The following is an 18,139-nucleotide window of genomic DNA, read 5'->3' as shown; positions in this document are numbered from 1 at the left end:
GCACATGAGCATCAGAGCTGAAGAAATTAGCGCACTGATAAAGCAACAAATCGAGAACTATCAGTCTGAAATCGAAGTTAGTGATGTTGGTACAGTTATCCAAGTTGGTGACGGTATCGCGCGTGCTCATGGTCTTGATAACGTTATGGCTGGTGAACTTGTAGAGTTCTCTAACGGCGTTATGGGGCTAGCACAAAACTTAGAAGAAAACAATGTAGGTATCATTATTTTAGGACCTTACACAGAAATCCGTGAAGGTGACGAAGTTCGTCGTACTGGTCGCATCATGCAAGTACCAGTAGGGAAAGAACTAATCGGTCGTGTTGTAAACCCATTAGGTCAACCAGTTGATGGTTTAGGCCCAATCAATACAACAAACACTCGTCCAATCGAAAGTCCAGCACCAGGTGTAATGGATCGTAAATCTGTTCATGAGCCACTTCAAACAGGTATTAAAGCGATCGATGCTCTTGTACCAATTGGCCGTGGTCAACGTGAGTTAATCATCGGTGACCGTCAAACAGGTAAAACAGCAGTTGCACTTGATACAATCATTAATCAAAAAGATGAAGATATGATTTGTATCTATGTAGCTATCGGACAAAAAGAATCAACTGTACGTAACGTAGTAGAAACACTACGTAAGCACGGTGCATTAGATTACACAATCGTTGTAACTGCATCAGCTTCTCAACCAGCTCCATTATTATACTTAGCTCCTTACGCTGGTGTAACAATGGGTGAAGAGTTCATGTACAATGGTAAACACGTATTAGTAGTATATGATGACTTATCAAAACAAGCAGCGGCTTACCGTGAGCTTTCATTACTATTACGTCGTCCTCCAGGTCGTGAAGCATATCCAGGGGATGTATTCTACTTACATTCTCGCTTATTAGAGCGTGCAGCAAAATTAAGTGATGCAAGAGGCGGCGGTTCTTTAACTGCACTACCTTTCATCGAAACACAAGCAGGGGACGTATCAGCTTACATCCCAACAAACGTAATCTCGATTACGGATGGACAAATCTTCTTACAATCTGACCTATTCTTCTCTGGCGTACGTCCAGCGATCGATGCGGGTACTTCTGTATCACGTGTAGGTGGATCTGCTCAGATTAAAGCAATGAGTAAAGTATCAGGTACACTTCGTCTTGACCTTGCATCTTACCGTGAGTTAGAAGCGTTCGCTCAGTTCGGTTCTGACCTTGATAAAGCAACACAAGCGAAACTAAACCGTGGTGCTCGTACAGTTGAGGTATTAAAACAAGGATTACACAAACCGTTACGTGTAGAGAAACAAGTTATCATTCTTTACGCTTTAACACGTGGATTCCTAGATGATATCCCAGTAGTCGATATCACTCGTTTCGAAGAAGAATTCCATGCTTGGTTAGATTCAAATGCAGCTGACTTATTAAGCGAAATCCGCACAACTAAGAAACTTGCGGATGACGACAAATTTGCAGCAGCAATTAACGGATTTAAAAAAGTATTCGTAGCTTCTGAGTAATTAATAAAAGCGGAAGCGGCTCGATTTGAATGTGAAGTGAAGCCACCGAGCATTCAAGCCGCTGGAGCTAGATAGTATATATAAAAGGCATCTCAGGTTCTGAGATTGCTGACGGTTATGTAGAGGAAAAGAGTAGGTGCACCTATTCTTTTCCTTCAATCATGAGCAAGAATATCTTGCAACGTAGATTAGGAAGAGGATTCTTACTAATCGTGCCAACTTCCGGAAAAAAGGTGGTGAAAACCTGTGGCATCTTTACGCGATATAAAAGCGAAGATTACCTCGACAAAGAAAACGAGTCAAATTACGAAAGCGATGGAGATGGTATCTGCATCTAAGTTAAACCGTGCAGAGCAAAATGCTAAATCTTTCGTTCCGTATATGGAAAAGATTCAAGAAGTAGTAGCGAGCATTGCGCAAGGAAGTAAAGGAATTAATCATCCAATGCTAAATGCGCGTCCTGTAAAGCGTACAGGATACATCGTTATTACATCTGATCGCGGACTAGCAGGTGGTTATAACAGTAACGTATTACGTACAGTTAGTAACGTGATTCGTGAACGTCATAATATGGATTCAAACCAATATTCAATTATTGTGCTTGGCCGACTAGGACGTGATTATTTAAAACGTCGCGGATTTAACATCATTGATGAAGTAGTTGGATTATCTGACCACCCATCATTTACTGATATTAAAGATCTTGCTTCTCGAGCAATTGCGATGTTCGCAGATGGTGCTTATGATGAGCTGTATATTTACTACAACCATTACGTAAGTAAAATTTCACAAGAAGTAACGGAAAATAAAATTTTACCGCTTACTGATGTGGCGTCTGACAAACCGACGACAGCTTATGAATTCGAACCTTCTGAAGAAGAAATTTTAAAAGTATTATTGCCACAATACGCAGAAAGCTTAGTGTACGGTGCATTACTAGACGGTAAAGCAAGTGAGCACGCGGCGCGTATGACAGCAATGAAGAGTGCTACAGACAACGCAATGGAAGTTATCGATTCACTTACACTTTCATTCAACCGTGCACGTCAAGCAGCGATTACGCAAGAAATTACGGAAATCGTTGGTGGAGCAGCAGCGTTAGAATAGTATTAAAAAGCGTAGGCGGTTCGTTCAGAATGAGAGGAGGATGGAGCTTTTGACGTAGAGGCGATTTGTGCCTCGCAGGAAAAAGCGAAGCCACCGAACATTCTAACCGCCGGAGCTAGATTCAATAAAAAGTGGAAGCGGCTCTGTCAAAAGAGTCGCATAAGCTATAAACTAATAAAAAATTAAAAGCCGACTTCTCTTAGAAAGCTGGCTAATTAAAAGAAAGCTAGGAGGGAACCCGATGAATAAAGGGCGCGTTACGCAAATCATGGGTCCGGTTGTAGACGTTAAGTTTGATGGCGGAAAGCTACCAGAAATCTACAACGCCCTTACGGTAAAACAAAGCAACGAAAACGGAGCAAACATTAACTTAACATTTGAAGTTGCACTTCATTTAGGTGATGACACAGTTCGTACAGTTGCAATGTCTTCCACAGATGGACTTGTTCGTGGCACAGAAGTAGAAGATACTGGTAAAGCAATCTCTGTACCAGTTGGTGATGCAACACTTGGTCGTGTATTTAACGTATTAGGTGATGCAATTGACTTAGATGGTGAACTTCCTGCGGATGTACACCGTGATCCAATTCACCGTCAAGCACCTGCATTCGAAGAGTTATCTACTAAAGTAGAAATTCTTGAAACTGGTATTAAAGTAGTAGACTTACTTGCTCCTTACATTAAGGGTGGTAAAATCGGTCTATTCGGTGGTGCCGGCGTAGGTAAAACAGTATTAATTCAGGAATTAATTAACAACATCGCACAAGAGCACGGTGGTATCTCTGTATTCGCTGGTGTAGGTGAGCGTACTCGTGAGGGTAATGACTTATACCACGAAATGAGCGATTCTGGCGTAATCAAGAAAACTGCGATGGTATTCGGACAAATGAACGAGCCACCTGGAGCACGTCAACGTGTTGCATTAACAGGTTTAACAATGGCTGAGCATTTCCGTGATGAGCAAGGACAAGACGTACTATTGTTCATCGATAACATCTTCCGTTTCACGCAAGCGGGTTCTGAAGTATCTGCCCTTCTTGGTCGTATGCCATCTGCGGTAGGTTACCAACCAACACTTGCAACAGAAATGGGTCAATTACAAGAGCGTATTACATCTACAAATAAAGGGTCTATCACGTCTATCCAAGCGGTATATGTACCAGCCGATGACTATACTGACCCAGCACCAGCTACAACGTTCGCTCACTTAGATGCAACAACAAACTTAGAGCGTCGTTTAACGCAAATGGGTATTTACCCAGCCGTAGATCCATTAGCATCTACATCTCGTGCACTTTCTCCAGAAATCGTAGGAGAAGAGCATTATGAAGTAGCTCGTCAAGTACAGCAAACTTTACAACGTTATAAAGAGCTTCAAGACATCATCGCTATCTTAGGTATGGATGAGTTATCTGAAGAAGATAAGTTAGTTGTACATCGTGCTCGTCGTATTCAATTCTTCTTATCTCAAAACTTCCACGTAGCTGAGCAGTTTACAGGTCAAAAAGGTTCTTATGTACCTGTAAAAAATACAGTTAGTGGTTTCAAAGAAATTCTAGAAGGAAAATATGATGACCTTCCAGAAGATGCATTCCGCCTTGTTGGTGGCATTGAAGAAGTTATTGAAAACGCGAAGAAAATGATGGCGTAAGGCCTTAGGAGGGACGAAGTATGAAGACATTTCCAGTCAGTATTGTAACTCCTGATGGACCGGTTTACGAAAAAGAAGTAGAGATGGTAAGTGTAAAAGCAGAGAGTGGGGAAATGGGGATCTTACCAGGTCACATTCCAACTGTTGCACCATTAAAAATTAGTGCAGTTCGTCTGAAAAATGGTGGACACACTGATTATGTAGCAGTTAGCGGTGGCTTTATCGAAGTTCGTCCAGATAAAGTAACTGTATTATCATCATCTGCTGAAGAAGCAAACCATATCGATATCCATCGTGCAAATGAAGCGAAGCGTCGCGCTGAGCAACGTATGCAAGACAAACAAGCACATGTTGACTTTAAACGTGCAGAAATGGCATTACAACGTGCTGTGAACCGTTTAAACGTTTCCGATATGAAATAAAAAAATCCGTAAAGGTAAAACCTTTACGGATTTTTTTATTGTATTTTATGGATAATTTTACAAAAATGGTATAATTGCATTGATGGTTGTATAAGTAGAGAATGTACAACAATTTATATTTCATAAAGGGGATGAATCAATGATCGGTGAAATGAAACGAGAAGCGTTGCACTCTTTAAAGGGGAATTGGGGACTAGGTGTTGGATCAACGATTTTATATTTTATTTTAAGTTATGTTGTTTCAATGGCTGCAATGCTTATACTTTTAATTCCAGGACTTATTCTATTTTTTTTAATTGTTAGCTTCGCTGGTTCAATTGAAGGGGAAACAATATCAATTGGAGCAGCTATTACATTTGGGGTATTTTATTGTATCATGATAATTTTGAGTAACGCATCGTATGGTATTACATCATACGGTTATACGAATGTATGTCTACAGATTAGTAAACGAGAAGGTGCTAAAGTAGATTACTTATTCGAAGGATTTCGTGGTTTTAAAAGAATGATGAAAACAATGTGGGCAATGCTTGCGATTTTGTTATATACAGGTACATGGATTCCGATGTTGTTAATAGGCTTATTTGCATTGTTAGGTGAAGAAGGGAATACGTCATTTGCAATTGCTTTCTTCGTACTATTAGCTATTTCAATCGTTGGCATGATTGTGATGTATTTTTCTTATGCAATGACGTACTATGTAATGATTGAAAATCCAGAATATAGTGTGTCACAAGCAATGAAAGAAAGTAAGAGTCTTATGAAGGGACATAAGTTAGATTTGTTTCTTTTATGGCTTAGTTTTATAGGATGGGCTATTTTAGCGATTTTGACATTTGGAATAGGTTTTCTTTGGCTTAGTCCGTATATGGGTACAACGACATCTCATTTTTATCGCTATATTTCAAAAGATGAATTGCGGTAAGAACATGCTATACTAATAGAATTGTTACGTATAGGAGGCTAATTATGATTAGTGATTTAAAAGGAGAAGCGTTAGACTCTCTAGAAGGAAAATGGGGCTTAGCTGTTGGGGCAACATTATTAATTTCAATTCTTATCACGATGTTTAGTTTTAGTGTTAAGTGGGGATTTTCTTCAACTTTCGGTTGGCAAGATACAACTGGTTCATTTTCGATAGATATTCTTACACTTGTTGTTACCGGACCGTTAACTTTAGGAGGGTATTATCTGGCTTTAAATATCATTCGTGAAAAACAAGCTAGTATCGGTAATGTATTTGTTTGGTTTACAGAGGGGAAAAGATTTTTAAAATCGTTTTTAGTATATTTACTAGTGAATCTTTATCTTCTTTTATGGACTTTACTTTTCATTATTCCAGGCATTATTAAATCATTTTCTTATGCGATGACGTATTTTATTATAAACGATCATCCCGAGTATTCATTGAATCAAGCCATTACAGAAAGCCGTCGTATGATGGATGGGCATAAAATGGAGTATTTCATTTTATGTTTAAGTTTTATTGGTTGGTTTGTATTAAGTTGTATTACATTAGGGATTGGATTCCTCTGGTTAATTCCATATTTCTATACGACAGCTGCAGCTTTTTACGAAGAGGTTGCAGAAGAATATTACGAGAAAAAAACCCCAACAATATAAAGTGAAACTGTTGTCATTGGGGGCTTTATTCATCCCAAAATGATAACGAACTTTCACTCTCGCAAATAGCGGGATAAAAACACCCAGTGTGAACTAATTGTTCATACTGGGTGTTTTTTGTAGAAATTTTATAAACTGTTTACTTGTTAGAGGTTTACTGAAATAGTAACCTTGCATATATTTACAGTTGTTTTTTTGTAGAAACTTAAGTTGTTTTTCCGTTTCAATTCCTTCAGCAACGACAGAGAGATTTAAAGTATTTGCAAGAGAAAGGATAGTGGAAAAGATGGCTCTTTCTTCAGGTCGATGATCGGCTAGTTGTGTAAATTCTCTCGGTACCTTTAATGTATCGATAGGGAAAATTGATAAATAAGCGAGAGAAGAATAGCCAGTACCGAAGTCATCAATTGCCGTTCGAATGCCGTATTCTTTTAATTGCTTCAGTCTCGATAGTGTTTCTTTTTCATTAATCATCGCAATTCGTTCTGTTAACTCAAGTGTGACATGTTTTGGATCGACCTGCACGTCGTTTAATATTTGTGAAATGTTTTCGATTAATTGATTTTGTTGGAACTCTTTTGCTGATAAATTAACGCTTATTTTTAAATTTTGATAGCCAAAGGTATGCCATATTTTTAATTGGAGACAGGCTTCTTTTAATACCCAATGTCCAAGTGGAACGACTTGTGGCGTTTCTTCTACAATTGGAATAAACTCACATGGTGAAATGTCACCTAATAGCGGATGTTTCCAACGTATTAATGCTTCAGCACCGATAATTTTATTTGTTGTCGTATCAATTTGTGGTTGATAGACGAGATAAAATTCCTTGTTTACTAAAGCGAGTGGCAAATCCTTTTCGATTCGAGCTTTTCGTTCTATTTTTTTATATAGTTCTTTCGTATAAAGAGAGCTACGATTTTTTCCTTTATTTTTTGCTTCGTACATTGCCATATCGGCATGTTGTAAAATAGAAAGTGGGTCTTCGCCCGCTTCAGGGTATATTGCAATCCCGATACTCGGTGAGATTCGTAAATGCTGATTTTCGATTTCGAATGGTTTGTTCATGGCCGCTACAATCATATCAGCTATTTTTTTTACATCTGTCCTTTTTTTATAATTTTCGATGAGGATTGTGAACTCATCTCCAGCTAGTCGAGCAAGTTTCATATGCTGTGTTGATAATCGTTCAAGCCTTTTGGCTACTGCAATTAATAGGAGGTCTCCCACCCGATGCCCGAGAGTATCATTAATAACCTTAAAGCGGTCTAAATCGAGAAACATAACAGCAAAGGAGCTTTTCGATATTTTTGCTCGTGCAATCGCCTTTTCTAAATATTGATGAAATGCACGGCGATTTGCAAGTTCAGTTAAAGTATCATGATATGCTAGGAAATTAATTTGTTCTTGTTGTTGTTTGCTTTCCGTAATATCTTTAATCATTAAGTAGACCCCTGAAATATGATCCTTTAAAAAGATGGGAACAGCTGTAACATGCAAGTAGTAAATATCTCTGTTTTTGTGATACGCTCGTATTTCTAAAGAGATAGAATTCCCCTTTTTTACGCGATGAAAGGCGTTAATAATTTCTTCTAAATCTTCTTCGTATATGAGTGAGTAGTAAGGTTGATTTAATAATTCATTCGTTTGATACCCTAGTAAAGTAGTACCAGCGTTATTAACTTTAAGAAAATTACCGTACAAATCTAATGTGAAGATTGGATCTGGATGGTGCTCGTATAAAGATTTAAACATTTGTTGGTTATGATAGAGCTCATTTTTTTGTTCTACTAAATCTTCTGTACGTAGTTCAATTTGTTTCTCGAGTTCCAAGTTGAATTGCATTTGGGCTAGTAATAATATTTTATTTTGTTTTCGAACTAAACTATGGCGTATGAGAACGAAAGTGAAAGTTATTATAAGCCCGATTACTACAATGGGGGCAAAAACATATTCGGCCAATATAAAAATAATAAGCATTACTACAGAAATATAAGGTAATGATAATCGGATTGATTCACCAAATTTAGGCGTTAATAGTACCTGCTCTTGTTTTTCAGGCTCTTTCGTATGAAGAATACAGGCGATTGCTGCTAGCACTAAAACCACTTGATAGAACGGAGTAACTGTAAACATAGAATACGCTGGTGTGAAATATTTTATATAAGCATAAATAGTATCTGTAGTAGCATACAAAATTAAAGCACTACCAAGAAGTGCACCAACTTGTTTTGGTAATAAGGATAATGGTCTGAATAAAAGGTTGATTCCAATTAAAAGAAAGAGTAAATCAGCTATTGGATAGGTAAGTTGAACAAATATATCGATATAGGATGTTGTGAAAACGTGAATGGTTTGCTCAATAAGTAAGTAGTAACTTAAAGTAAATTGGGCTGTAACGATAATACAAATATCACATATCATAAAAAGCTTTTCTAATAAGTCCCGGTTATAAATGATCTCGTATAGAAAGGCAAGTGCAAAGCTAATTAAAAAAAGTAGGTAAAAAAAGTCAGACGGATCAACAAACGTATAGTAGTCCTTTAAAATTAAACGTTGATAAGAAACAACTATATCACCAATGAAATAAGAGAGAGCCCCAACAGATAATATGATCCAAAATAAACGGGGTAACCCTTGTTTCGTATTTGTAAAATAAAATATATAACTACAAGCGATAATATCAATTAATAGGGTACTCATTCCGATTAATATTTGAAAGGGAAATGAGTATTCATATAGAAAGAGCATGGCTACGTAATGAATTGCGATAGAAAACAATAAAATGCTTATAAGAATACTTACATGTGTTTGTTTTTTCATTTATATCACCTACGGTATATACATATAAACTTCCCTTTTTATTTTTTGTGATTGCCTAAAAAATATATATAAATTCTATACTTATTTTGCACAGGTATAGCGAGTTATAAAAATAGATTTTAATAATTCTTGTTTCTGTCCTCAACATATCGACATAGGAATTTGAAGTTTGCTATAATAAATAAAATAGTTTAATTATTTAGAAAAATTTAAAAATAATATTTGTCGCAACTGGGACATATTGTTTACTAAGTGAACTTGTTCTTAATTCAGGGGGGAGGGTTTCACAATGGCAAGTGTATATGAAAATAGTTATATGATCGTTTTGATTTTCTTGCTAGTAGGCATATTACTGCCGGTAGTGGCTCTTACATTAGGAAGGATGCTGCGCCCAAACAAACCAAGTGCAGCAAAAGCGACGACGTATGAGAGTGGAATTGAGCCTTTTCATGATGCGAATATTCGGTTTCATGCTCGTTACTATATTTTCGCTTTATTGTTTGTCATCTTTGATGTAGAAACTTTATTTCTATATCCATGGGCTGTTGCATATGACAAGCTAGGTTTATTTGCATTAATTGAAATGCTCATCTTTGTTGTAATGTTGCTAGTTGGATTAGCTTATGCTTGGAAAAAGAAGGTGTTACAATGGTTATAAATTTTGAGGCACTACATCCAAATGAGCGAGCGGAATTAGAGAGAAATATCTTTTTTTCTACATTGGAGCAGTTAAAAGGGTGGGCGAGGAGTAATTCTTTATGGCCGATGACATTCGGACTGGCATGCTGTGCGATTGAAATGATGGGAGTAGGTTCATCACATTACGATTTAGATCGATTTGGGTCATTTTTTCGGACTTCACCAAGGCAATCAGATGTCATGATTGTGTCGGGAACGGTAACGAAGAAGATGGCTCCTATTGTTAGGCGTTTATATGATCAAATGCCTGAACCGAAATGGGTTATTGCGATGGGATCTTGTGCGACTGCTGGTGGTCCGTATGTGAATTCGTACGCTGTTGTGAAAGGTGTAGATCAAATTGTACCAGTTGATGTGTATATTCCTGGATGCCCACCAAACCCTGCAGCTTTAATTTATGGAATTAATAAGTTGAAAGAGAAAATTCGTTACGAGGCAAAGACAGGGAAGCAGGTGACGAATAAATGAGTAATCCAAATAAAGATTTAGAGGATCTGAAAAGAGAAGCTGCTAGGCGCGCGAAAGAAGAAGCAAGAAAACGTCTTGTTGCGAAACATGATGCGGAAATAAGTGGACTTGAGGGAGAAAATCAAGAAAAAGAGAAAGCGCTACCAAAAAATGATGGAATGACTGTAGAAGAAGCAAAACAACGTGCAGCCGCAGCAGCGAAAGTAAAAGCAGCGGCGCTCGCGAAGCAAAAAAGAGAAGGAACAGAAGAAGTAACGGAAGAAGAAAAGGCCAAAGCGAAGGCGAAGGCAGCCGCAGCTGCGAAAGCAAAAGCGGCGGCGCTAGCGAAGCAAAAAAGAGAAGGAACAGAAGAGGTAACGGAAGAAGAAAAGGCTAAAGCGAAGGCGAAGGCCGTGGCAGCTGCGAAAGCAAAAGCAGCGGCGCTAGCGAAACAGAAAGCTTCGCAAGGTGATGGAAATTTGGGAGATGAAAAGGCGAAGGCAATTGCAGCAGCGAAGGCGAAAGCGGCTGCGGCGGCAAGGGCGAAGACGAAGGGTGCTGAAAGTGAAAAGGAAGATGTACCGAAGCAAGAAGAGCCGTCCGTTAATCAGCCGTATCTCAATCAGTATGTTGAGGTTATTAGGGGTAAATTAGGAGGTAGCACATTAGTAGATTCCTATATTAATAAACTTTCAAAAGATGTACCAACTCTTGTGGTGGATCCTTCAAAATATTATGAGGTGATGGAGTTACTACGATTCCATGAGGGACTTGCTTTTGATTATATGTCAGAGCTACATGCGACAGATTTTGTGACTCATATGGAAGTGTATGTTCATTTATTTTCATATGGAAAGAAACAGTCTGTAGCGGTGAAGGTAAAGCTGGATAGAGAAGAGCCGCAAGTTGAATCGGTAACAGCGCTGTGGAAAGGGGCTGACTGGCCGGAGCGAGAAGCGTATGATTTGCTCGGCATTGTATTTAAAGGGCATCCGAATTTAACGCGTATTTTAATGCCAGATGATTGGGTAGGATATCCGCTTAGAAAAGACTATGAACCGTATGATGTGGAGGTGTAGCTATGATCCGCACGGAAGAGATGCTTTTGAATGTAGGACCTCAGCATCCGAGTACACACGGTGTTTTCAGGCTTGTTATTAAGATTGACGGGGAAATTATTAAAGAAGCTACACCGGTTATTGGGTATTTGCATCGCGGGACTGAAAAGATCGCTGAGAGCTTACAGTATACGCAAATTATCCCTTATACAGATCGAATGGACTATTTATCAGCAATGACGAATAATTACGTCATTTGCCATGCTGTAGAGACGATGATGGGACTTGAAATTCCGGAGCGTGCCGAATACTTGCGAGTACTTGCGATGGAGCTGGGAAGAATTGCGAGCCATCTCGTTTGGTGGGGTACAAATCTTCTTGATATAGGAGCGGTCAGCCCGTTTTTGTACGCGTTTCGTGAACGAGAGATGATTATAAATTTATTAAATGAATTATGCGGGGCACGGCTTACTTTTAACTATATGAGAGTTGGCGGTGTGAAGTGGGATGCGCCGGATGGTTGGATTGAAAAAGTGGAAGAGTTTGTTCCATACATGAGAGAGCAATTGGCAGGTTATCACGACCTTGTTAGTGGTAATGAGATTTTCTTGAATCGCGTGAAGGGCGTTGGCATATATAGCGCGGAAGAAGCAATTTCGTATTCTTTAAGCGGAGCGAATTTGCGGTGCACCGGAGTAAACTGGGATCTTCGCAAAGATGAGCCGTATTCGATTTATGATCGTTTTAATTTTGATATTCCTGTTGGGAGCGTGGGAGATGCTTGGGATCGCTACGTTTGCCGAATGGAGGAAATTGAAGAGTCGTTAAAAATTGTAGAGCAAGCAGTCCAGCAGTTTCCGAAGGACGGAGCCGTACTGGCGAAAGTGCCGAAAATTATTAAGGCGCCTAAGGGGGAAGCGTTTGTCCGTATAGAATCACCACGCGGGGAGATTGGTTGCTATATCGCTAGTGACGGAAAGAAAGAGCCATATCGTCTGAAATTCCGCAGACCTTCTTTTTATAACTTGCAAATTTTACCGAAGTTATTGAAGGGTGAAAACATCGCCAATTTAATTACGATTTTAGGTGGAGTCGATATTGTACTTGGGGAGGTCGATGGCTAATGATTGAGACGCTCTTACAATCACCTTCAAGCTGGACGAATTTCTTCATTTTTTTCGGATTAGCAGTGCTTCTACTATTTGCAGTCCTTGGCTTCGTTACATATGGTATTTTGGCAGAACGGAAAGTGATGGGATTTATGCAAGGCCGGATTGGACCAAACCAAGTTGGAGGGCGGTTCGGTTTACTGCAAACGGTAGCTGATGTTTTGAAACTATTATTGAAAGAAGATAGTATTCCGAAAGCTGCAGATAAACCGTTGTTCATATTAGCACCTGTCATTGCATTTGCGCCAGCATTTATGGTACTTGCGGTTATCCCGTTTACCGATAAATTTCAGTTCGCGGATATTGGTGTCGGATTGCTGTATTACATTGCTGTTTCTGGGATTACGACAATTGGTGTCGTAACTGGGGGATGGGCATCAAATAATAAATATTCCCTTTTAGGAGGGATGCGCGCGGCGGCGCAAATGATTTCTTATGAAATTCCGCTCGTAATGAGCGTAATTGGTATCGTTTTGTTAGCTGGTAGCTTGAATCTAAATGAAATTGTAGCGGCGCAGGAGAAAGTTTGGTACATTTTCGTACAGCCAATTGGATTCGTCGTTTTCTTAATCGCAGCAGTAGCAGAGTTAAATAGGACGCCGTTTGATTTACCAGAAGCGGAGTCAGAACTTGTTTCTGGATATCATACGGAATACTCAGGTTTTCGCTGGGCGTTTTTCATGCTTTCAGAGTATGTATATTTCTTCGGAATGGCCTCTTTAATTACAGTACTTTTTTTAGGCGGCTGGAATCCAGTCATGTTTCTTGGATTTATCCCAGGTGCCGTATGGTTTGCTTTGAAATTTAGCAGTGTAGTCTTTCTATTAATTTGGTTCCGCGTTACGTTCCCGCGTATAAGGGGTGACCAGTTAATGGAGTTTGGCTGGAAAATATTATTACCAATCGCACTTGCAAATATTTTCTTAACGGCATTGATTAAGGAGCTATTCTTCTAATCTATGAAGGGGGTGCCAGTAAGAGATGAAAGGGTTATTTAAAGGTTTAAAATATACGCTGAGTAATTTGAGTAAGAAAAAGGTGACGTATGATTATCCAAATCAGCCGTTGCCGTTGCCAGATCGCTTTAGAGGGATTCAAAAATTTTATCCAGAGAAATGTATTGTTTGTAATCAGTGTTCTAACATTTGTCCGACAGATTGCATTCAATTGACGGGAAAGAAACATCCTGACCCTGCGAAAAAAGGGAAAATTATTGATACGTATGATATTAATTTTGAAATTTGTATACTTTGCGATTTATGTACAGAAGTTTGCCCGACAGAGGCAATTGTTATGACAAATAACTTTGAACTCGCAGCATATTCACGTGATGATTTATTTAAAAATTTGCAGTGGCTCGACGAAAACGATGAAAACGTCAGGAAGGAGAATAAAGCATGAATGGCGAGTTTGTAGCATTCTTTATACTATCCTTGTCTGCAATTATCGGTGGTGTTCTCATGTTGAACTTAACGAAAGTAATGCATATGATGCTAGCTCTCGTTCTGACATTTCTCAGCATTGCAGGTTTGTACTTTCTTTTATCGGCCGAGTTTATCGGAGTTGCACAAATTTTACTTTACTCTGGCGCAATCACAATTATTATGATTTTTGGCATTATGTTAACGAAACATAATGCAGAAAATGAATCACGTCTTACTCTTCGAAAATGGATTATCTTCTTTGCAGTTGTAGCATTTGGGGCAGTTATGTATTTCGCTGTTAATAGTATCGATTTTTCAAATGAAAGCACACAAGGAAGTTTACCTCTCCATGAAAAAAACACACTTCAAATCGGTACACTTCTCTATTCGAAATACATTATTCCATTTGAGTTAACCTCGGTTATTTTACTTGTAGCACTTGTTGGCGCGATTATACTTGCGAAGAAGGATGAGAAAGAGGAGGATTCCAATGAGTAGCGTTCCAGCTTCTGCGTATTTAACACTTGCGATTATTTTGTTTTGCATCGGTTTATTTGGAGCTTTAACGAAGCGAAACACAGTAATCGTATTAGTTTGTATCGAATTAATGCTGAATGCTGCCAATTTAAATTTAGTGGCGTTTAGTAAATTAGGTTTGTTCCCGAATTTAACAGGGCAAATCTTCTCGCTGTTTACGATGGCTGTAGCGGCAGCGGAGGCGGCGGTAGGGCTCGCCATTTTAATTGCTTTGTATCGTAATCGCACGACAGTTCATGTAGATGAAATGGATACGCTTAAAGGATAGCATTGTGACCGAAAAGGGGGAAGGAAACAATGATCGATTATGCATGGCTCATACCGCTTTTCCCGCTTGTTTCGTTTTTTTTACTTATTATGTTCGGGAAGAAAATTAGAGAAGGAAGCAGCGTACTTAGTATTTTCTTCGTCTCTCTCTCCTTTATACTCGCGGTACTTGTATTAATAGAAAGATTTTCGAAGGTCACAGTGAAGCATAAATGGGTATGGCTTAGAACTGGAGATATTGATATATCATTTGGCTTTGAAGTGACTGCATTAGGGGCTTTAATGTTATTTATCGTTACACTTGTGAGCTTACTTGTACATGTGTATTCAAAAGGTTACATGAAAGGTGACGCAAGATTACCAAATTTTTATGCATATTTAGGACTCTTTACATTTGCGATGCTCGGGCTTGTTATATCGACGAATTTGTTACAGCTTTATATATTTTGGGAGTTAGTAGGCCTTGGTTCATTTTTACTCATCGGTTTTTATTTCTTTAAGGAAGAAGCGAAGGCTGCTGCGAAAAAGGCTTTTATTATGACTCGTATTGGAGATGTTGGTTTATTTATTGGGATGATTTTAATCTTTTGGCATGCAGGTAGTTTTGAGTATGACGCAATTTTTAGAGCGATTCATACAGGCGATCTGTCCCCGACTATGATAACGATAACGGCGATATTAATTTTTATCGGGGCGATGGGGAAATCAGGTCAATTTCCGCTTCATACGTGGTTGCCTGATGCGATGGAGGGGCCAACGCCTGTTTCGGCACTTATTCATGCGGCGACGATGGTCGCAGCCGGTGTATATTTAGTAGCAACGATGTTCCCGCTATTTTCGGCAAGTGCGGTGGCAATGCAGACGGTGGCAATTGTTGGTGCTTTCACCGCAATATTTGCGGCCTCTATCGGTCTTGTACAGACGGATATAAAGAGGGTACTTGCTTATTCTACAGTTAGCCAGCTCGGGTATATGATGCTCGCCTTAGGTTCTGCTGGTTATGTAGCGGGTATATTCCATCTAACGACACATGCCTTTTTTAAAGCGTTACTATTCTTGGCAGCAGGAAGTGTAATTCATGCTGTGCATACGCAAAACATTAATAAAATGGGCGGTTTACAGAAGAAGATGAAAGTAACGGGTACGTTATTTTTAATAGGTACACTTGCAATTAGTGGAGTTCCGCTTCTTTCGGGGTTTTTTAGTAAAGATGAAATTTTGGCAGCAACTTGGATGAGTGGGAATTACTTTCTATTTGTTCTAGCAGTCTTTGCGGCATTCCTAACAGCATTCTACATGTTCCGCCTATACTTTCTTGTCTTTACTGGGGAAGCGAAGACGAAGGAAGACGTGCATGACTCGCCGCGTATTATGACGTATCCGATGATTGTTCTCGGCGTTCTCGCGGTAGTAGCAGGATATATAAATACACCGTGGTTTGGAACGTTTCTCGGAGATTGGCTAACGAAGGATATACAATTTAAAGTGGAAGAAGCACATGGACCAGTTTGGATTATGATTGTTGCGACGCTCATTTCATTTGGGGGGATTGCCCTTGCGTATTTCATATATGGAAAGAAAACTATCTCAAAAAATTGGGCAGGAGGAGAAAGGTCATTTCTTCATAAGCTCTTGAAAGAAAAATATTATGTGGATGAACTATACAATATGACAGTGATTCCTATTACGAAGGGAATCGCTCATGTGCTTCGTTTATTTGAAGTATATGTTGTGGAAGGGATTGCTGTTTTAATCGCAAGTTTGGTTAAAGGGGTAAGTGGCACCTTGTCGAGGCTTCAAAACGGGAATGTACAAGTGTACGGCACTGTAACAGCAGTTTCGCTCGCGGTCCTCGTCATTATTTTGCTATATACGGGAGGGGATTTACGATGAATGATTTGTTGTTGACGTTCTTCATTTTCTCCCCACTTTTAGGGATTCTATTACTTGTATTAACACCGAAAAAAGAATCGCGTACAGTACGAGCGCTCGGTTTATTTGGGACGGCGCTTCCATTTGGGATAGCTACCGTCCTCGCTTGTACATATGCTTCTGGAAAGAGTCTATCGCTATTTGATGAAAAAGCGAAATGGATTAAATTTGGTGATTTTGCAGCGGTGGATAAAAGATGGTTTTCTATTTATTACGAGCTTGGAATTGATGGTTTGTCACTTGTAATGATGGTGCTGACAGCCCTTCTAGCGATGCTTGCAGCAATTGCAGCGTTTTCCATTAAAAGAAATTTAAAAGCATTTTATATGCTATTGCTCATGCTAGAAATAGGGATGCTCGGTGTCTTCGCTGCTAAAAATTTAATGTTGTTCTTTATTTTCTTTGAAATTACACTGCCACCAATGTTTTTATTAATTGGCAAGTGGGGGAAATTGTCGAGTGAAAAGGCTGCATATAGTTATTTAATATATAACGGCATTGGATCAGCTATTTTGCTCATCGTTTTCTCGATTTTGTTCGCGAAAACAGGTACGACAAATATTGCGGAATTGAAAGAGATATTAACAGGTGTAAGTGCTGGGGGAGGACAGATCGTCCCGAGTAGCTTACAGCTTGGTGTATTTATTGCTATAATGATTGCCTTTGCAATTAAACTACCTATTTTCCCACTGCATCGCTGGATGGTCAATGTGCATATTGAAGCGCACCCTGCTGTAGTTATGCTTCATGCGGGCGTTTTGCTAAAGATTGGAGCGTACGGGATGATTCGCTTCGGGAAGGGGCTATTCCCAGAATACTTTCGCGAGTTTGCCACGCTAATTGCGATTTTAGGAGTAATCAACTTATTGTACGGTGCCTTTTTAGCGCTCATCCAAACGGATTTTAGGAAGGTGCTTGCCTACTCTAGTATTTCGCATATGGGAATTGTTTTAATGGGGCTTGCGGCACTTAATGCGCCAGGTACACAAGGGGCGCTATTCCAAGTTGTTTCGCACGGTTTAATTGCAGCCTTGCTCTTCTTCTTGCTTGGTGTTATAGAACAGCGCTTTGGCACGTCGGATATTACAGCGCTTGGTGGACTCGCAAAAAGTGTCCCAATACTTAGCGGCTTCTTCCTAGCAGGAGGAATGGCATCGCTTGGACTGCCGGGGATGTCTGGATTTGTGAGTGAGTTTCTTGCCTTTCTCGGCTTATTCCAAGGGGATCCAGTCATTGCTGCAGTCGGTGTACTTGGGATTATTTTAACCGCTGTTTACGTATTAAGAGCGACACTTCAAGTAACATTCGGTAAGAAAGAGTGGGAAGCGAAAACTGATATACACGGATGGGAGTACGTCCCGGTCCTATTGCTTATCTTCTGTATTATTGCCATTGGAGTAATGCCAGAAATACTAGGGGATCCGCTTCAAAATACATTGAAAACATTGGGGGTGAAGTAGGATGGAT

17 protein-coding genes are annotated in these 18,139 nt (G+C 39.4%); 16 read left to right on the top strand and 1 reads right to left on the bottom strand.

What is annotated here, in order from left to right; all coding sequences use genetic code 11:
• Positions 1–4: 4 nt before the first annotated feature.
• From atpA to JDS81_RS17045, 6 genes are all read left to right on the top strand, one after another.
• Positions 5–1,513, top strand: coding sequence for a F0F1 ATP synthase subunit alpha (gene atpA, locus JDS81_RS17070; RefSeq protein WP_000027515.1), 1,509 nt, complete (start codon positions 5–7; stop codon positions 1,511–1,513).
• Between the two features lie 246 nt (positions 1,514–1,759).
• Positions 1,760–2,620 carry a F0F1 ATP synthase subunit gamma gene (gene atpG, locus JDS81_RS17065; RefSeq protein WP_000157703.1) on the top strand — a complete coding sequence of 287 codons (861 nt, stop codon included), beginning with the start codon at positions 1,760–1,762 and terminating at the stop codon, positions 2,618–2,620.
• 241 nt (positions 2,621–2,861) lie between these two features.
• A complete protein-coding gene (atpD, locus tag JDS81_RS17060; RefSeq protein ID WP_001032588.1) occupies positions 2,862–4,271 on the top strand; it encodes a F0F1 ATP synthase subunit beta in 1,410 nt (469 codons plus the stop codon).
• Between the two features lie 20 nt (positions 4,272–4,291).
• Positions 4,292–4,693, top strand: a complete 402-nt coding sequence (atpC, locus tag JDS81_RS17055; protein WP_000847214.1) for a F0F1 ATP synthase subunit epsilon — start codon at positions 4,292–4,294, stop codon at positions 4,691–4,693.
• Between the two features lie 139 nt (positions 4,694–4,832).
• Entirely contained in the window at positions 4,833–5,618 is a 786-nt protein-coding gene (locus JDS81_RS17050; protein WP_097954096.1) for a DUF975 family protein, read from the top strand.
• Between the two features lie 44 nt (positions 5,619–5,662).
• The gene (locus JDS81_RS17045) at positions 5,663–6,316 is read left to right on the top strand and encodes a DUF975 family protein (protein WP_097954097.1); all 654 of its coding nucleotides are present in this window, start codon (positions 5,663–5,665) and stop codon (positions 6,314–6,316) included.
• Between the two features lie 93 nt (positions 6,317–6,409).
• Here JDS81_RS17045 and JDS81_RS17040 read toward each other — a convergent pair whose 3' ends face one another.
• Positions 6,410–9,139, bottom strand: a complete 2,730-nt coding sequence (locus JDS81_RS17040) for an EAL domain-containing protein (RefSeq protein ID WP_097954098.1) — start codon at positions 9,137–9,139, stop codon at positions 6,410–6,412.
• 289 nt (positions 9,140–9,428) lie between these two features.
• On the opposite strand from JDS81_RS17040, the gene nuoA reads away from it, so the two are divergent.
• From nuoA to JDS81_RS16990, 10 genes are read left to right on the top strand one after another with little or no spacing between them, the layout of a single operon-like run.
• Positions 9,429–9,797 (top strand): NADH-quinone oxidoreductase subunit NuoA, encoded by a 369-nt coding sequence (nuoA, locus tag JDS81_RS17035; RefSeq protein WP_000179277.1) that lies wholly within the window; start codon positions 9,429–9,431, stop codon positions 9,795–9,797.
• Complete coding sequence (gene nuoB / locus JDS81_RS17030; protein ID WP_000236327.1) at positions 9,788–10,306, top strand: NADH-quinone oxidoreductase subunit NuoB; 519 nt, start codon at positions 9,788–9,790, stop codon at positions 10,304–10,306. The genes nuoA and nuoB overlap by 10 nt, the downstream gene beginning before the upstream one ends.
• Complete coding sequence (locus JDS81_RS17025; RefSeq protein WP_199688601.1) at positions 10,303–11,364, top strand: NADH-quinone oxidoreductase subunit C; 1,062 nt, start codon at positions 10,303–10,305, stop codon at positions 11,362–11,364. Before nuoB ends, JDS81_RS17025 begins: the two co-directional genes overlap by 4 nt.
• 2 nt (positions 11,365–11,366) lie before the next feature.
• Positions 11,367–12,467, top strand: a complete 1,101-nt coding sequence (nuoD, locus tag JDS81_RS17020; protein ID WP_000621442.1) for an NADH-quinone oxidoreductase subunit NuoD — start codon at positions 11,367–11,369, stop codon at positions 12,465–12,467.
• On the top strand, positions 12,467–13,468 hold the full coding sequence (gene nuoH / locus JDS81_RS17015) for an NADH-quinone oxidoreductase subunit NuoH (protein WP_089172028.1): 1,002 nt from the start codon (positions 12,467–12,469) through the stop codon (positions 13,466–13,468). The genes nuoD and nuoH overlap by 1 nt, the downstream gene beginning before the upstream one ends.
• A gap of 25 nt (positions 13,469–13,493) precedes the next feature.
• Positions 13,494–13,913: an NADH-quinone oxidoreductase subunit NuoI gene (gene nuoI, locus JDS81_RS17010; RefSeq protein ID WP_000677188.1), complete on the top strand. Its 420-nt coding sequence runs from the start codon at positions 13,494–13,496 to the stop codon at positions 13,911–13,913.
• Positions 13,910–14,434, top strand: coding sequence for an NADH-quinone oxidoreductase subunit J (locus JDS81_RS17005; RefSeq protein WP_001012818.1), 525 nt, complete (start codon positions 13,910–13,912; stop codon positions 14,432–14,434). Before nuoI ends, JDS81_RS17005 begins: the two co-directional genes overlap by 4 nt.
• A complete protein-coding gene (gene nuoK / locus JDS81_RS17000; RefSeq protein WP_000100078.1) occupies positions 14,427–14,741 on the top strand; it encodes an NADH-quinone oxidoreductase subunit NuoK in 315 nt (104 codons plus the stop codon). Before JDS81_RS17005 ends, nuoK begins: the two co-directional genes overlap by 8 nt.
• Before the next feature lie 29 nt (positions 14,742–14,770).
• The gene (gene nuoL, locus JDS81_RS16995; RefSeq protein WP_097954592.1) at positions 14,771–16,633 is read left to right on the top strand and encodes an NADH-quinone oxidoreductase subunit L; all 1,863 of its coding nucleotides are present in this window, start codon (positions 14,771–14,773) and stop codon (positions 16,631–16,633) included.
• Positions 16,630–18,132, top strand: coding sequence for an NADH-quinone oxidoreductase subunit M (locus tag JDS81_RS16990; protein WP_097954593.1), 1,503 nt, complete (start codon positions 16,630–16,632; stop codon positions 18,130–18,132). The genes nuoL and JDS81_RS16990 overlap by 4 nt, the downstream gene beginning before the upstream one ends.
• The last annotated feature ends 7 nt before the right edge of the window (positions 18,133–18,139 follow it).

It is taken from the genome of Bacillus cereus group sp. N31 (assembly GCF_016483245.1).
GTDB classification, from domain to species: domain Bacteria; phylum Bacillota; class Bacilli; order Bacillales; family Bacillaceae_G; genus Bacillus_A; species Bacillus_A toyonensis.
The sequence above is the reverse complement of the archived record's forward strand: the minus strand, read 5'-3'. Positions and strand labels throughout refer to the sequence as shown.

Coding starts and splice junctions, on each gene's coding strand:
- nuoA (WP_000179277.1), top strand. CDS start 9,429: ATGGCAAGTGTATATGAAAATAGTTATATGATCGTTTTGATTTTCTTG.
- JDS81_RS17025 (WP_199688601.1), top strand. CDS start 10,303: ATGAGTAATCCAAATAAAGATTTAGAGGATCTGAAAAGAGAAGCTGCT.
- nuoH (WP_089172028.1), top strand. CDS start 12,467: ATGATTGAGACGCTCTTACAATCACCTTCAAGCTGGACGAATTTCTTC.
- atpC (WP_000847214.1), top strand. CDS start 4,292: ATGAAGACATTTCCAGTCAGTATTGTAACTCCTGATGGACCGGTTTAC.
- nuoB (WP_000236327.1), top strand. CDS start 9,788: ATGGTTATAAATTTTGAGGCACTACATCCAAATGAGCGAGCGGAATTA.
- atpA (WP_000027515.1), top strand. CDS start 5: ATGAGCATCAGAGCTGAAGAAATTAGCGCACTGATAAAGCAACAAATC.
- nuoI (WP_000677188.1), top strand. CDS start 13,494: ATGAAAGGGTTATTTAAAGGTTTAAAATATACGCTGAGTAATTTGAGT.
- JDS81_RS17050 (WP_097954096.1), top strand. CDS start 4,833: ATGATCGGTGAAATGAAACGAGAAGCGTTGCACTCTTTAAAGGGGAAT.
- nuoL (WP_097954592.1), top strand. CDS start 14,771: ATGATCGATTATGCATGGCTCATACCGCTTTTCCCGCTTGTTTCGTTT.
- nuoD (WP_000621442.1), top strand. CDS start 11,367: ATGATCCGCACGGAAGAGATGCTTTTGAATGTAGGACCTCAGCATCCG.
- JDS81_RS17040 (WP_097954098.1), bottom strand. CDS start 9,139: ATGAAAAAACAAACACATGTAAGTATTCTTATAAGCATTTTATTGTTT.
- JDS81_RS16990 (WP_097954593.1), top strand. CDS start 16,630: ATGAATGATTTGTTGTTGACGTTCTTCATTTTCTCCCCACTTTTAGGG.
- atpD (WP_001032588.1), top strand. CDS start 2,862: ATGAATAAAGGGCGCGTTACGCAAATCATGGGTCCGGTTGTAGACGTT.
- nuoK (WP_000100078.1), top strand. CDS start 14,427: ATGAGTAGCGTTCCAGCTTCTGCGTATTTAACACTTGCGATTATTTTG.
- JDS81_RS17045 (WP_097954097.1), top strand. CDS start 5,663: ATGATTAGTGATTTAAAAGGAGAAGCGTTAGACTCTCTAGAAGGAAAA.
- JDS81_RS17005 (WP_001012818.1), top strand. CDS start 13,910: ATGAATGGCGAGTTTGTAGCATTCTTTATACTATCCTTGTCTGCAATT.